Raw genomic sequence first — 13,698 nt, 5'->3', positions numbered from 1 at the left:
GGGGCTTTTTATTTTTTAAAAAATCTAGACTCTAAAAAACCTAATCCGTAACCATAAAACTGTGTAATGGTTGTAACTATACTCAACAAAGCTACTTTTAGATTTTTATTTTGAATTAGAGAATCTAAAAAAATACAGGTAAAATAAAATCCATAAAAAGCTAATAATTGACAATACCCAAAAAAAGCCACGATGATGGCAATATCAATTCCTATAATAAACAAACTCGGAAACCAATACGTTAATTTAGTTGTTTCAGGGTACATTTTATTTAAAATGGGTCTTGCTGTACCAAAAGCAAACGTTTGTTTAAAAAACTGTTTAATAGTACTCCTACGTTTATGATATACAAAAGCTTTATCTATTAGTTGCGTTTCAAAACCGTTTTCCCACAAACGAAAAGTTAAATCAATATCTTCTCCTGCTTTCATGTTTGAAAAACCTTTTGTTCTTTCAAAAACTACTTTAGACAAACCCAAATTGAAACTTCTTGGTTGAAATTTCCCTACAGATTTCTTCTTACCTCGAATTCCTCCTGTAGTTAAAACCGAAGTCATCGAATAATTAATTGCTTTTTGTAAAGCTGTAAAATTAGGATGCGCTGCATCTGGACCTCCAAAAGCATCCGTATAATTTTCTTCTAACGCTTTTTTTACTTCGGAAAGATATTGAGGCGGAACAATTACATCAGAATCTAAAATAATAAAATAATTTCCTGATGCTCGCTCCATTCCGTAATTACGACTCGCTCCTGCTCCGCTATTTTCCTTATAAAAATAGTTTAGATTAAGTTCAGAAGTGTATTTCTTTACAATTTCTTCAGATGAATTTTCTGAACCATCTTCAACAATTAATACCTCAAAATCGTCTTTCAGCTCTTGTTTAGTTAAGCTTTCCAACAACTCCTCAATTTCTTGAGGTCGATTATAAACAGGTACTATTATTGAAAACTGCAAGTCCATTACACTAAAACTCTTTTGTTTATTTGCTTAGCTATTCCATCCCAAAGCTGAATTCTTTTCTGTAATGATTCTTTCGCGTAATATAACACATCATCCCACTTTTGCTGATCTTCTCCACACAACTCTTCAATCATTTGTAATGATAACGGTCCGTGTTCATCACCATCTAGCTCAATATGTCTATTTAAATAATACGTCAATTTACTGTATGAACTACCTTCTTTTTCTTCCGTATTCTTTACAATTTCTAAAAACATATCAGGAATCACATCTTCTCTTCCAAAGGTAAAACTTGATGCAATAATATGCGCTTGTCCAGTTTTGATAACCTCAAAAGAAAAATTTACAAAGTCTTTTACTTCATTAATAATCGAACAATTTTCTAGAGCTTGCTCAACAGGCTTTCCGTCAATAATACATGAAATAAAGCTTGAAATTTGAGAAGTACTCGCTCCAGCTTGACGCATAGCATCAATATACATCTCAAAATGACTTTTAGGCTCTCCTAACTCATTTACATCAGTTTCTTCACCTAGCACTATTTCATTAATAAATCGCGCTGTTTTTGTATTTACAGCAGGTAACCAAGGTAAGGCTACACAAGTAAGCTCTCGCTGTAGCGCTTTTAGCAATGACATAAAATCCCATACAGCAAACACGTGCGATTCCATAAATAATTTTACATCGTCAATATGATGTAACGAATTGTACAATTCATGCTCTTTTAACTGTCGTCTTAACGGTGCTAACTCCTTTTCTATCTGTAAAATATTGTTCATTTTGTAGCTATCAATAAAAAATGCAAATCTAACGATTTGCATTTTATCTATATTCTATTTCAGTAAAGATCTTACTCTTCAGTAAATCTTTCCATTACTGCATCACTTACTCCCATGTTAGAGAAACCTCCATCATGGAATAAGTTTTGTAAAGTTACTTTTTTAGTTAAGTCTGAGAATAATGAGATTGTATAATCTGCACATTCTAACGCTGTAGCATTTCCTAATGGAGACATTTTTTCAGCATACGAAATAAACCCGTCAAATCCTTTTACTCCTTGACCTGCTGTTGTTGGAGTTGGAGATTGAGAAATTGTGTTTACACGTACTTTGTGGTCTCTTCCAAAGAAATATCCAAAACTACGAGCAATACTTTCTAAATACGCTTTATTATCAGCCATATCATTATAATCTGGGAATACACGTTGTGCTGCCATATACGTTAATGCAACAATACTTCCCCACTCGTTCATAGCTTGTTTGTTGTATAAAACGTTCATTACCTTGTGAAAAGATACCGCTGAAACGTCCCATCCTTTCGTTGTAAAATCGTAATTAGAATCTGTATAGTGTTTTCCTTTACGTACATTTACTGACATACCGATTGAATGTAAAACGAAATCGATTTTACCTCCTAAAATTTCCATAGACTTTTCAACTAAGTTGTTTAAATCATCCATAGAAGTAGCGTCAGCAGGAATAATTTCAGATCCGGTTTTTGCTGCTAAATCTTTGATACCTCCCATACGCATAGCGATTGGTGCGTTGGTTAATACAAACTCTGCCCCTTCTTCGTGAGCACGTTCAGCAACTTTCCATGCAATAGAATTTTCATCTAATGCTCCAAAAATAATTCCTTTTTTTCCTTTTAATAAATTATACATATTTAAAATATTTTAGTCTATCGTTGTTCGTTTAGAAAACAAATATATTACTAATTGTTAATTCTTATCTTTCTTTTTATCTTTTTCTCCCTTATCCATCGCCCATCTTTTTATCATATCATTTAACACATCGAAGCCTAAGCCTCCTAATAGCATTCCAATTGGCATACCTATTATAGTCCTTCTAAACTCTTTGGGGTCTCTTTTATAATCAGGTAAATAAGCCCAATACAGAAAGGCTAAAAAAAGTATTATTAAAACAGAAACAATTAAGTATTTCATTTATTTCTTATTAGTTATAATGCTAATAATTCCTTAGCATGGGTCAATGCACTTTCAGAAACATCCTTACCACTTAGCATCTCTGCAATTTCCCTAATTCGCTCACTTTCTGATAATAGTTTTAAATTTGAAGTAGTAACTCCTGCTTCTTCTCCTTTAAATACTTTATAGTGTTGTACTCCTTTTGAAGCTATCTGTGGTAAATGTGTAATAGTTATTACCTGCATATTCGCTCCCATATCCTGCATTATTTTTGCTATTTTGTTAGAAACTTCACCTGAAACTCCTGTATCTATTTCATCAAAAATAATCGTTGGTAATTGTATATTTTCTGATAATATTTTTTTGATGGACAGCATGATTCTTGACAATTCTCCACCAGATGCCACCTTCTTCAATTCACCAAAATTCCCTCCTTTATTGGCAGAGAACAAGAACTCTAAATTGTCTTTTCCGTTAGATAAATAATCTTCGGAAGGTTGTAATTCGATAGCAAAACGAGCATTTGGCATTCCTAATTCTGATAAGAGGTATTCTAATTCTTTTTTCAACTTTGGAATGACTTTATTTCTCGAAGTAGTAATCATATTTGCTACTTCATCAAGCTTTTTAGCAACTTCTTTAATTTCTGCTTCCTTTTTTCCTATCAATCCTCCAGCGTCTTCAACTTGTGCTACTTTCTTACTTAACGACTCATGGATTTCTTGTAGCTCAGTTACCGTCGCTACTGAATGCTTCTTTTGAAGGTTATAAATTAATTGTAACCTATCATTCAACTCTTCTATTTCATTCGGATTGAATTCTACTTCTTCATTCGCTCCTTCTAATTCAGTTATCACGTCATCTAACTCAATCTTAACACTTGTTACACGATTGGCTAACTCTTCATACTGTTTAGAATATGAGCTTATTTTCTGTAGTTTATTTTCTAGAGAAAGTAATAAGGTTTGAAGACCAATTTCTTCATTTACTGAAACACTTAAAGCTTCCGATAAATTCAGTTTTATATCTTCTATATTATTTAATTTATCTAATTTTTCTTCTAAAACTTCTTGCTCACCTACTTGTAATTTTGCTTCTTCAAGTTCATTAAACAAGTGTAAATTGTACTCGTACTGTTCTTTTGATTTTTCAGTTTCTTCTTGAAGAAGTTTTAACTCTTTTTTTAATTTGTTATAGGCACGTACTCCTCTTTTATAAGAGGCTATTTTAGCTTGATTTTTCGCTAAAACATCAATTACAGAAAACTGAAAACTCTCGTCCGATAACTGCAAAGTTTGATGTTGCGAATGAATATCTATTAACTTTGATTTTAAAGCTGATAATACAGATAAGGTAACTGGTGAATCGTTTACAAAAGCACGTGATTTTCCTGAAGGCAAAATTTCTCTTCTAATAATCGTCTCTACTTCATAATCTACATCTAACTCTGCAAACAATTCTTGTAAATCATAGCCTTCAACCGAAAATTGCGCTTCAATTACACATTTTTTTTCAGTGTCTTTAAGTGACGATAAATCGGCACGATTACCCATTACTAAACCTAAAGCTCCTAATAAAATAGATTTTCCAGCTCCAGTTTCACCAGTAATGATAGATAAACCTTTTGTAAAATCAATCGATAACTGATTGATTAGCGCGTAGTTTTGTATGGATAAATGTGTTAACAAATTTTATTCTTTAAAAGGAATAAAAGTAAGGATTTTGATTGAATTATATCGACCAAAAACTAAGGAAGTCTATTGAATTTTCAACAGTTTATAAACTTTCTCTTTTAATATTAAAAACAAGAAAATAATTAGTAGTAATACATGGTCAAACTTTGTTAAGTCTCCATCAAGTACTATTCCTTTTACCGTAACAAATATTATAAGCAAGATTAGAACTGAAAATAAAACTATTTTTCTAAACTTCATTTTACTTAATATTTTTCCACCTGCTTTTATAGGTCGGAGCAATTCTATTTAAAACAGTAAGCATTTGTGATTGATTTTTAGACGGAATTCCATCTGAAAAAACATTTACAATTTCATCTCCTTTTGCATCTAAAAAAACACGAATCATGTAGTTTCCTATAGCTATATTAAATAGTTTATCTAAATCTAAAACACTTTTTTCTATAGCTTCTTTTGCTGAATTTTTATTATCCGCAAGGTTATCAAACCCATTACGGTGGTAGTTGTAATAAATACTACGCAGCGCGCTAAACTTTGAAGACAACAAGTTATCTATCAAAGCAAAACGATTTTGCTTACCAACTTCATTTTGCCATCCTGATTCTCCACTAGATTGTGCTAACAACATTATACTTTCTGCTTGCTTCAAATAGCTTTCTCCTCCTTTTAAAGCAAAGGTATCAGCATCAACTCCTATGATCGTATACGCATAAAAAGCTATCATAGAAATTAAATTAGACTCGTAAACGGTTGGATTATAAATTAGCGGATCAAACTCATTATAACGAAAGTTAAAATTCGTGTCGTTAATATTTAAAACTGGCGTTGCATAGGTAGAGTTATAAACTGGTCGTGTAGACTGTACTTGTAAAGTCCCTGAAAAGTTACTTCCATTTTGTTCGTTTATAATAATATTAAATGCACAGTTGATGCGCTCTTGCTGTTTAAAATTTCGGTTCGTCCATTGTTTATCATTGATAAACTCTGTTAACGCTTTTTGTAAGGTTTGATATACTTGTTTATTGCTGCTTTGTACTTTATCTGAATTGATAATTACCGTAGCATTTAATTCTTGTGAATGAGAAGAAAAAACAATTGAAAAAAGAAAAACTATAAAGGCTAATTTACGCATCTAATTTTTGTATTATTTCGTTAACGATATCTTTTGATACTTCTTTTTTTGACTTCAAATCGAATGATTTTTCGTCCAAATCAGCATCAATAATTGTAATTTTATTGGTGTTGGTTGCAAAACCAGCACCTTCATCACGTAACGAATTTAATACAATAAAATCTAAATTTTTGCGTGTAAGCTTACTTTTTGCGTTTTGTACCTCATCGTTCGTTTCTAAGGCGAACCCAACTAACAACTGATTTCTCTTAATTTCTCCTAGAGATTTTAAGATATCTTTAGTAGGTTCTAACTCAATACTTAACGCTGCTTCTTTCTTTTTTATTTTTTGAGTAGCTACATTTTTTGGTCGATAGTCTGAAACTGCTGCCGATAACACAGCTATATCAACCTCAGCAAAATACTTATGACACGCTTCATACATATCTTGTGCTGACTTCACATCTATTCTATGAATAAATGAATGGTTTACTTGTTGATGAGAAGGTCCTGCTACTAAAAACACTTGTGCTCCTAAGTTTGCCGCTGTTTTTGCAATTTCAAATCCCATTTTACCAGAGGAATGGTTTCCAATAAAACGAACAGGATCTATCGCTTCGTAGGTTGGACCTGCAGTAATTAGCATCTTTTTCCCATGAAGTGGTAGTTTAGATACAATATCTTTCTCTATAAAGTCAACAATATCTTCTGGTTCAGCCATACGACCTTCTCCAACCAACCCGCTTGCTAATTCACCCGAAGTAGCAGGGATTAAGATATTCCCAAAACTTTGTAAGCTTTCTAAACTAGTTTTTGTTGATGGATGTTGATACATATCTAAGTCCATCGCAGGTGCAAAATATACTGGACATTTTGCTGATAAATAGGTTGCCAATAATAAATTATCGCAAGTACCATTTGTCATTTTAGACAAGGTATTTGCAGTAGCTGGTGCTATTAGCATTAAATCTGCCCACAAACCTAAATCTACATGATTATTCCACAATTCATTTTCATCTTCTTTATCATAAAAAGTAGAATGAACTGGATTTTTTGATAAGGTGGAAAGTGTAAGAGGTGTTATAAAATCTTTAGACGCAGGAGTCATAATTACTTTGACTTCTGCGCCCGATTTTATAAATAAGCGAACTAAGTTCGCTGTTTTGTATGCCGCTATACCGGCGGTAACACCAAGTAAAACTTTTTTACCGCTTAGTACAGACATATTATTTTGTCTCTGGAGTTCTATAATATACCTTGTCGTTTAACCACTCTTCTACCGCAATAGCATGTGGCTTAGGTAAACGCTCATAAAATTTAGAAACTTCGATTTGCTCTTTGTTTTCAAAAACTTCTTCTAAACTATCGTTATAAGTAGCAAACTCATCTAACTTATCTACTAACTCCTTTTTTAAATCAGAATTAATTTGTGTAGCTCTCTTTGCTATAATAGAAATAGCTTCATAAATATTATGCGTTGGAGCCTCGATAGCTTCTTTATTATAAGTTATAGTACTTAACGGCGCTTTCGTTTCTTTATAATCCATTTTTTAACCTTTAACTAATTGTTCTTGTTCTTTGTTTAATGTTGCTAACATTTCGTTTGATTCTTCCATGAATTTTGATTCTGGGAAGTTTCTTTTAAGCTTGTCGTACGCTTTTACTGCTTCTTTTATTCTTTCTGCTTTTCTACGTTGCGTACTCTTCATTGCAAAATCATGCGCTGCTTTTAAACGATAGTACAAAGCTTCTTCTTTATACTTGGTTCCTAAATAATCTTCTAATAAATTATCAAATGCAACGATAGCCGCCTTGTAATTTCTCGAATCATAATCTGCAGTTTTATAATATGTTTTTGCTATTTCGAAATATTTCTTTTCTAATTTTGAGCGTAACTCTGTGTAATATTTATTTGCCTCTTCTTGCTTGTCAGAATCTGGATAAGCATCTATAAACTTTTGAAAAGACTCTAACGCTTTGTTTGTATCTGTTGGATCTAAACTAAAACTTGGAGCTGCTTTGTAATAACTTAATGCTGATAAAAAAGCCGCTTCTTCTTGCTTAGAACTCTTTGGGTAATTCCCTGTAAATCTATTAAAATAATAACCAGCTAAACTGTAGTTTTTCTCATTAAAATTAGATTGTGCTATCATAAATTGAATGCGTTCCATTTGAGGTTTTCCTCTATAGGAAGGTACAATTTTCTCAAACAATCGTAAGGCCTTTCCGTACTTTTGTGCTTCGTACATTTTCACAGCCATTTTGTATTGATCTTCTACAGTTCCTTTATTTAATACTTTTTGGTACTCTCCACATGAAGTTAGTACTAAAAGCATCACAACAATATACGCTAGATTTTTCATTTTTTGCATCTGGCAAAATTAGTGATTAATTATGGATTATTAAAACGATTTTTTTACTCTAAAATAGAGTTTTACAAGAAACTATAAAATCTCTTATAAATTTTCAAAAAAGTTACTAAATGTTTGTTAATCTTATTACTGAGCTGCAGCTGATGTTTGTGCTACAATTTGCTTCACATCATTATCAAACAAATACAAACCTCCTTTATCGTCTCCAATTAAATTAATTTTATCTAAAATATTACGTGCCAACGCCTCTTCTTCTATTTGTTCAGACACATACCATTGTAAGAAATTATGTGTAGCGTAGTCTTTTTCTTGTAAGGTAATATGCACTAAATCATTAATTGATTGCGACACCATTACTTCATGATCAAATAATGTTTGAAACATATCTTTAAAAGATCCAAACTTTGCTGGTGGTTCTTTTAATTCTGAAACATGTGCATGTCCTCCTCGTTCATTTACAAACTTTACTAACTTTAACATGTGCATACGCTCTTCATCAGAATGTGCATACATAAATTGCGCAACACCTTCAAAACCTTGAATTTCTGCCCAACATGCCATTGCTAAATATATTTGTGAAGACTCTGCTTCTACTCTTATCTGATCGTTTAATGCTTTCTCTATTACTTTTGATAACATATTTTCTGTTTTAATTGTAAACTGTAATCTTTATACAAAGATGCTAAAAAAAGACCACAATAACGAAATTGTAGTCTTTTGTATTTTTAAATTTTATTTAGAAAAATTACATCTTGTCGATAAAATCTGAAATTTCAGTTTGTAATTCTTCTGAAGCTTTTACCAATGGTAAACGCACTTCATCTAAACAAATTCCTAATTTTTGTAATACTGCTTTGATTCCTGCTGGATTGTTTTCAGCAAAGATTAAGCCTATAATATCCATTAATTGATAATGTATTTCATACGCTTCTTTTGCTTTTCCTTCTAATCCTAACTGAATCATTTTTGAAAATTCTTTTGGTAATGCTTGTCCGATTACAGAAATAACTCCTGATCCTCCAGCTAAAGCTACACCTAAAGCTAAATCATCATCCCCAGAAATTACTAAGAAACCTTCTGGTTTATCTTTTAACAACTCATAATACTGTTGTTGATTATTTCCTGCCTCTTTAACAGCAACGATATTTTCGAAGTCTCTTGCCAATCGTAAGGTAGTCGCTGGCTCCATATTTTTTGCAGTTCTTCCAGGAACATTATACAAAATAATTGGTTTAGGACTTGCTAAAGAAACTGCTTTATAATGCTGATAAAAACCTTCTTGAGTTGGTTTGCTATAATATGGCGCTACCGATAAAATCCCATCGATACCAGTTAAATCTAACGTTTGTAACTCTTCAACAACTGTTTGCGTATTGTTTCCTCCAACTCCTAAAACTAAAGGTAAACGACCATTGTTTTCTTCAATTACAACCTTTATTATTTCTAATTTTTCTTCCTTAGTAATGGTTGCACTCTCTCCAGTAGTTCCATTTATTACTAAATAGTTTGTACCGTTTTCAATATTATAGTTTACTAACTTTCTAAGTGCATCAAAATCTACACTTAAATCTTCGTTAAAAGGAGTTACCAAAGCCACTCCTGTTCCTACAAACTTTTGCATTATATTTTATTTAAAATCGTTAGATATTTTTTTAACTCTTGATTTAAAACCGCTTCATTAAAACCTTCGTCAGACACAACAATATCGTATAACCTGTCATCAATTTCAGCAAAACCAGCTTTTAAATCTGCTTGCGACAACAAAGTTATTACATTCGTTAATAAGTTGGAGGCTTTTGTATAGTTTATAAGTAAGTCGTAATCATTTTTAACGAAATCTTTCAAATTGTCGGATTTTAAACTCGCTTTAAATCCTAAATCTTTTTCAGTAAAAAACTGTGGTGAAGGCTCATCTTTCTTAGAATATTCTCTAAATACCAATACCGCAACATCTTCATTTTTAAACGGAAAGTTGTTTGCTAAATTTGCTAACACAACATTTACCAAAGCCTCATTATCTAACAAAATCGCTACTTTTTTAACCTGAGAACTCTTATGCGGTCTTTTACCTTGTTTAGCTATTAACTTATCGTATTCTTTTTGAATAGATTTACTTTTTAATGTACTTATCATGTATGAAAATTAGGGGTAGCTAATTTATTTATTTCTCTTCAATTTCTATCAATAAAAACTGATTCAATTGTTTGCCATACACTTGAAAGTTATCATCTGAAGCTAGAATTAACGATTTATTTCCATTAGCTAAGGTTGGACCAAAAGTAATTGCTTCTATATTATCTATAATTCCGTCTGTTAGTTGACTTTCAACAGTGCTAAAATCTAGTAATAACTCTTTTTTTAATGGTGTATATTTTTCATTTTTCAATGATTCTGTAGCTAGTGTATTTGTTGAAGCATCATCAATCGTAGCTTTAAAAATTCTAACTACATTTCCGTGACTTCCATAACCACTTTGATAAATTCTTTCGATGATAAAAAAATGATCTTTTTTATACTCTAAAATAGCAGTTACTCCATTTAAATTCACATTTCCCTTAGCAGGCTTATCAATCTTTTCTAATTGGTAAGCATATTGTTTAGTTGCTTCTTTTGTGTTCTTATCGTAATAAGTTATTCTAACAGGTGATTGTGTCTCATGAAATGTTGGTTCTTCCCCATCTGCCTCTAACGGAGCTTCCATTGCTACCCAAAAACCTTTATCATCAATACTTTTTGATGAACCTTCAAAAACTCCATTGTGTTTAGGTTTTGCTTCTGAAGTAGATTTGAAGTAATTTGGTATAACTACCTCATTTATAAAATTCCCTTTTGTATCTATATGAAAAATACTCGGATCTTTTTTATACTGAATTGAACCTTCACTTGTTAGATTAATTATTCCGTCTTGAATAAAAATAGACTCTAAATCTAACACATGGTTTTTAGTAAACTGACTAACAGTATCAACTACAATAACTTTTTCAAAACTTACCGATTGAATCGAGTCATTTTTAACAACAATATCACCTATCAAAATCCTCGGATGTGCCGCGTCATCAACAACCATATAATATTGATTATTATAATAGTCGATTCCTGAAATTCCTCCTATTACGGTATTATCAATCTGTAAAGAATCTTTTACTACGTATTCATTTAAAAATTTAAGTGAGGTTTTTTGTTGTTTACACGCTAGTAAACCAAAAACTGACAAGGCTATTGCTATTTTTTTCATACCTACAAAAGTATTGTTTTTAGTTTATGTAAGCATTAAAATTTATAGCGTCTAACCTAATAGATTTTATCAAACATGAAAAAACATATTCTTTTAATTTTAAAGTTAATAGCTTCTATTATTATGCTTCAAACATTATTTTTCAAATTCACTGGAGCACAAGAAAGCATTGATTTATTTACCAAAATAGCAGGAAATAACGAAGCTTATATGAGAATAAGTACAGGTGTTTTAGAGTTAATTGCTTCTGTACTTTTATTTACTCCTAAAAAAAACTGGTTGGGTGCTTTACTAACCGTAGGTTTAATGTTTGGTGCAATTATGAGTCACTTAACTATTATAGGTATTGAACATAATGGTGACGGAGGCACTTTATTTACTAGCGCCATTGTTACTTTAATTTCAGGATTGATTTTATTGTTTTCCTATCGAAAAATCATTCCTTTTACTGGAAAGAATCTATAATTTTACAATTAAAAAGGACAGTTTTACAACTGTCCTTTTTATTAATTTACTCCTATAAATATTTCTACTTCTGCATTTGTTGAATCTGACGCCATTGCTCCATAAATTTCATAATCGGAAGTATAAGCCCTATTTATTTCTTCATCCCAAATCTCCAACCATTTATTGTACACAATATTATTAGCTAAGTCTCCTTTGACTACATATTTTTTATATTTAGGAGCTTCTATTCTTTTACTCACCAATCCTTCGGAGATATTACCAATTTCATTTACCCTACAACCAATAATTGTTGTGTATGGATTGGTATAATCTGATTCATAATCGGTATACACAGCATATACTTCATTTGAAAATTTGTTAGGTATTTGTTCAGCTATATTTTCTGACATAAATCGCTGCCATAAAGCAGGTATATCTTTTGCTGCTTGTTGATTCTCGTTAGTAGTTCTTACTGAAATTCCAACAATGTAAAACGGTTCTTTTTGTTCTGTATTCATCTTTTGTTTTTTAATTTTCAACAAAAATAAACCCCCACTATGTCAACCCTATGTCAGGGGTATGCCATATTTTTCTTGACAAATTTTAAAGTATTCTTCCAAAGTCATTTTATGAGGGGGAAAAGTATCGTTTAAAAAATTCATGCTCTGAATACAATCTAACCTAAACACTCGGAATTCATGTCTCAATCGGCAATAGGCGATTAACAACCAATTTTCGTTCGTACTGTATAAAGCAAAAGGTTCTATAATTCTTTCAGTAAAATTATTTTCAAGAGATAAATAAGCTAATTCTAGTAAATGAAAACTTGTAATTGCTGACTGAATTTGAATAAGATAATTACTCGATTGTTCTTTTTCTATATTTGCTCTAAAAGCAATTCTTTGAGATAATAAATCAGCTTTCCCTTTTTGTGAATACCTTAAAACTGCTTTGATTTTAGTAATAGCTTCGCTATACTTTTTTACTAGTGAAGCATCTTTATTTTTCAGAATTAATTGCTCTGCCGTTATCAGCGCATTAGCTTCTTCTTCTGAAAACATAATTGGAGGTAATTGATATCCTTCTTGTAAAAAATATCCTTTTCCTTCTTCAGTAACTACCGGAATACCTGAACTTTCTAACGTTCTAATATCTCTATAAATTGTTCGCAAACTTACCTGAAACTTATCGGCTAATTCTCTAGCCGTTAGCAATCTTTTTGATTGTAGTAAAGTTACGATTTGAGTTAACCTTGTTAACCTCGGTTTTTCCATTAGAGCGTTACTTTTCTTTAGCTATTATTGCCCTAACAATTAGGTATTGAGAAACGATATACAATACTATAATAGCAATATTAAATAAGTGTTTTGGCGTATAAAAGTTGTTTAACGCAATTAAACTATCAGATGCTATAAACAAAATAGCTCCCAATAATAACCAAGAACTCGAAGTTGTTTTTTGCTGACGATAATGTAATAATGCCGCAGTACCAAAAGTTGAAATTGTAATTCCGTATACGATTACTGGTAATAGCATATCTCCTAAATTATCATAAATTAAACCTAGTAACCCTACAAACAACAATACAAATGGAATTGCTGAAGTTATCATTTTTGCTGTTAAATCTTTAAATAACAAATCAGTGGTTATTTTAATATAAACAAGATGAGCAACTAAAAAAGCCCCTAAACCAAACACAAACAATTTCTCTTTATCTAATAGAAACACATCTCCCCAAAAAGAGAAAAACAAAGCTGATAACAACCAAAAACTCGGCTTTTTTACCGATACTAAATACACTACCGCAAGTGTTGTCATTAGCAACGGTTTAAAAATCATTTCGATAGCTTTGTTTTGTGTAATTACCGCATACACATCAACAATAGCAACTAATAAAAACACTATAGAAGCTAAAGTTATTTTAGTTTGTTTAGTCATGTTTTCCTTTTT

At 31.4% G+C, this 13,698-nt stretch carries 17 protein-coding genes; 1 reads left to right on the top strand and 16 read right to left on the bottom strand.

All coding sequences use genetic code 11. The annotated features are described in order from the left end of the window. Nucleotides 1-8 precede the first annotated feature (8 nt). The 13 genes from ACKTSU_RS05040 to ACKTSU_RS04980 all read right to left on the bottom strand — a co-directional run bounded on the left by ACKTSU_RS05040 (nucleotide 9) and on the right by ACKTSU_RS04980 (nucleotide 11,301). The gene (locus ACKTSU_RS05040; RefSeq protein WP_408035263.1) at nucleotides 9-962 is read right to left on the bottom strand and encodes a glycosyltransferase; all 954 of its coding nucleotides are present in this window, start codon (nucleotides 960-962) and stop codon (nucleotides 9-11) included. Beyond that, nucleotides 962-1,741 carry a DUF3050 domain-containing protein gene (locus ACKTSU_RS05035; protein WP_408035262.1) on the bottom strand — a complete coding sequence of 260 codons (780 nt, stop codon included), beginning with the start codon at nucleotides 1,739-1,741 and terminating at the stop codon, nucleotides 962-964. The genes ACKTSU_RS05040 and ACKTSU_RS05035 overlap by 1 nt, the downstream gene beginning before the upstream one ends. 71 nt (nucleotides 1,742-1,812) lie before the next feature. Then, complete coding sequence (locus tag ACKTSU_RS05030; protein ID WP_274634730.1) at nucleotides 1,813-2,625, bottom strand: enoyl-ACP reductase FabI; 813 nt, start codon at nucleotides 2,623-2,625, stop codon at nucleotides 1,813-1,815. Between the two features lie 57 nt (nucleotides 2,626-2,682). Then, nucleotides 2,683-2,907, bottom strand: a complete 225-nt coding sequence (locus ACKTSU_RS05025; protein ID WP_408035261.1) for a hypothetical protein — start codon at nucleotides 2,905-2,907, stop codon at nucleotides 2,683-2,685. A 14-nt stretch (nucleotides 2,908-2,921) separates the two neighbouring features. Beyond that, nucleotides 2,922-4,577 (bottom strand): DNA repair protein RecN, encoded by a 1,656-nt coding sequence (gene recN, locus ACKTSU_RS05020; RefSeq protein ID WP_408035260.1) that lies wholly within the window; start codon nucleotides 4,575-4,577, stop codon nucleotides 2,922-2,924. A gap of 247 nt (nucleotides 4,578-4,824) precedes the next feature. After that, nucleotides 4,825-5,715 (bottom strand): type IX secretion system protein PorD, encoded by an 891-nt coding sequence (gene porD, locus ACKTSU_RS05015; RefSeq protein WP_408035259.1) that lies wholly within the window; start codon nucleotides 5,713-5,715, stop codon nucleotides 4,825-4,827. After that, nucleotides 5,708-6,919, bottom strand: coding sequence for a bifunctional phosphopantothenoylcysteine decarboxylase/phosphopantothenate--cysteine ligase CoaBC (gene coaBC, locus ACKTSU_RS05010; RefSeq protein ID WP_408035258.1), 1,212 nt, complete (start codon nucleotides 6,917-6,919; stop codon nucleotides 5,708-5,710). Before coaBC ends, porD begins: the two co-directional genes overlap by 8 nt. Nucleotide 6,920: 1 nt before the next feature. After that, nucleotides 6,921-7,241: a DNA-directed RNA polymerase subunit omega gene (locus ACKTSU_RS05005; protein WP_274640446.1), complete on the bottom strand. Its 321-nt coding sequence runs from the start codon at nucleotides 7,239-7,241 to the stop codon at nucleotides 6,921-6,923. A 3-nt stretch (nucleotides 7,242-7,244) separates the two neighbouring features. Further along, nucleotides 7,245-8,057: an outer membrane protein assembly factor BamD gene (locus ACKTSU_RS05000; RefSeq protein WP_408035256.1), complete on the bottom strand. Its 813-nt coding sequence runs from the start codon at nucleotides 8,055-8,057 to the stop codon at nucleotides 7,245-7,247. Between the two features lie 135 nt (nucleotides 8,058-8,192). Further along, nucleotides 8,193-8,705, bottom strand: a complete 513-nt coding sequence (locus ACKTSU_RS04995; protein ID WP_408035255.1) for a ferritin — start codon at nucleotides 8,703-8,705, stop codon at nucleotides 8,193-8,195. Nucleotides 8,706-8,811: 106 nt separating this feature from the next. After that, a complete protein-coding gene (gene dapA / locus ACKTSU_RS04990) occupies nucleotides 8,812-9,687 on the bottom strand; it encodes a 4-hydroxy-tetrahydrodipicolinate synthase (protein WP_408035254.1) in 876 nt (291 codons plus the stop codon). Continuing rightward, nucleotides 9,687-10,199, bottom strand: coding sequence for a DUF6913 domain-containing protein (locus ACKTSU_RS04985; protein ID WP_408035252.1), 513 nt, complete (start codon nucleotides 10,197-10,199; stop codon nucleotides 9,687-9,689). The genes dapA and ACKTSU_RS04985 overlap by 1 nt, the downstream gene beginning before the upstream one ends. Before the next feature lie 28 nt (nucleotides 10,200-10,227). Continuing rightward, nucleotides 10,228-11,301 (bottom strand): esterase-like activity of phytase family protein, encoded by a 1,074-nt coding sequence (locus ACKTSU_RS04980; RefSeq protein WP_408035251.1) that lies wholly within the window; start codon nucleotides 11,299-11,301, stop codon nucleotides 10,228-10,230. A gap of 75 nt (nucleotides 11,302-11,376) precedes the next feature. On the opposite strand from ACKTSU_RS04980, the gene ACKTSU_RS04975 reads away from it, so the two are divergent. Beyond that, nucleotides 11,377-11,766, top strand: coding sequence for a DoxX family membrane protein (locus tag ACKTSU_RS04975; protein WP_408035250.1), 390 nt, complete (start codon nucleotides 11,377-11,379; stop codon nucleotides 11,764-11,766). Nucleotides 11,767-11,807: 41 nt separating this feature from the next. Here ACKTSU_RS04975 and ACKTSU_RS04970 read toward each other — a convergent pair whose 3' ends face one another. Genes ACKTSU_RS04970 through ACKTSU_RS04960 form a run of 3 tightly spaced genes read right to left on the bottom strand, consistent with a single transcriptional unit; the run spans nucleotide 11,808 to nucleotide 13,686 of the window. Beyond that, nucleotides 11,808-12,266, bottom strand: coding sequence for a GyrI-like domain-containing protein (locus ACKTSU_RS04970; protein ID WP_274634739.1), 459 nt, complete (start codon nucleotides 12,264-12,266; stop codon nucleotides 11,808-11,810). 48 nt (nucleotides 12,267-12,314) lie between these two features. Continuing rightward, nucleotides 12,315-13,022 (bottom strand): helix-turn-helix transcriptional regulator, encoded by a 708-nt coding sequence (locus ACKTSU_RS04965; RefSeq protein WP_408035249.1) that lies wholly within the window; start codon nucleotides 13,020-13,022, stop codon nucleotides 12,315-12,317. A gap of 7 nt (nucleotides 13,023-13,029) precedes the next feature. After that, on the bottom strand, nucleotides 13,030-13,686 hold the full coding sequence (locus tag ACKTSU_RS04960; protein ID WP_408035248.1) for a lysoplasmalogenase: 657 nt from the start codon (nucleotides 13,684-13,686) through the stop codon (nucleotides 13,030-13,032). Nucleotides 13,687-13,698: the final 12 nt, after the last annotated feature.

It is taken from the genome of Tenacibaculum aestuarii, assembly GCF_964510395.1.
Lineage (GTDB): Bacteria > Bacteroidota > Bacteroidia > Flavobacteriales > Flavobacteriaceae > Polaribacter > Polaribacter aestuarii.
Note: the sequence above shows the minus strand (reverse complement) of the source record. Positions and strands in the feature narration are given on the sequence as shown.

Excerpts from the sequence above, each read along its gene's own strand:
- ACKTSU_RS04975 (WP_408035250.1), top strand. The coding sequence starts at position 11,377 with ATGAAAAAACATATTCTTTTAATTTTAAAGTTAATAGCTTCTATTATT.
- porD (WP_408035259.1), bottom strand. The coding sequence starts at position 5,715 with ATGCGTAAATTAGCCTTTATAGTTTTTCTTTTTTCAATTGTTTTTTCT.
- ACKTSU_RS05005 (WP_274640446.1), bottom strand. The coding sequence starts at position 7,241 with ATGGATTATAAAGAAACGAAAGCGCCGTTAAGTACTATAACTTATAAT.
- ACKTSU_RS04995 (WP_408035255.1), bottom strand. The coding sequence starts at position 8,705 with ATGTTATCAAAAGTAATAGAGAAAGCATTAAACGATCAGATAAGAGTA.
- ACKTSU_RS04980 (WP_408035251.1), bottom strand. The coding sequence starts at position 11,301 with ATGAAAAAAATAGCAATAGCCTTGTCAGTTTTTGGTTTACTAGCGTGT.
- ACKTSU_RS05025 (WP_408035261.1), bottom strand. The coding sequence starts at position 2,907 with ATGAAATACTTAATTGTTTCTGTTTTAATAATACTTTTTTTAGCCTTT.
- ACKTSU_RS04985 (WP_408035252.1), bottom strand. The coding sequence starts at position 10,199 with ATGATAAGTACATTAAAAAGTAAATCTATTCAAAAAGAATACGATAAG.
- ACKTSU_RS04965 (WP_408035249.1), bottom strand. The coding sequence starts at position 13,022 with ATGGAAAAACCGAGGTTAACAAGGTTAACTCAAATCGTAACTTTACTA.
- ACKTSU_RS05030 (WP_274634730.1), bottom strand. The coding sequence starts at position 2,625 with ATGTATAATTTATTAAAAGGAAAAAAAGGAATTATTTTTGGAGCATTA.
- ACKTSU_RS04970 (WP_274634739.1), bottom strand. The coding sequence starts at position 12,266 with ATGAATACAGAACAAAAAGAACCGTTTTACATTGTTGGAATTTCAGTA.
- ACKTSU_RS05035 (WP_408035262.1), bottom strand. The coding sequence starts at position 1,741 with ATGAACAATATTTTACAGATAGAAAAGGAGTTAGCACCGTTAAGACGA.
- ACKTSU_RS05040 (WP_408035263.1), bottom strand. The coding sequence starts at position 962 with ATGGACTTGCAGTTTTCAATAATAGTACCTGTTTATAATCGACCTCAA.
- dapA (WP_408035254.1), bottom strand. The coding sequence starts at position 9,687 with ATGCAAAAGTTTGTAGGAACAGGAGTGGCTTTGGTAACTCCTTTTAAC.
- coaBC (WP_408035258.1), bottom strand. The coding sequence starts at position 6,919 with ATGTCTGTACTAAGCGGTAAAAAAGTTTTACTTGGTGTTACCGCCGGT.
- ACKTSU_RS05000 (WP_408035256.1), bottom strand. The coding sequence starts at position 8,057 with ATGAAAAATCTAGCGTATATTGTTGTGATGCTTTTAGTACTAACTTCA.
- ACKTSU_RS04960 (WP_408035248.1), bottom strand. The coding sequence starts at position 13,686 with ATGACTAAACAAACTAAAATAACTTTAGCTTCTATAGTGTTTTTATTA.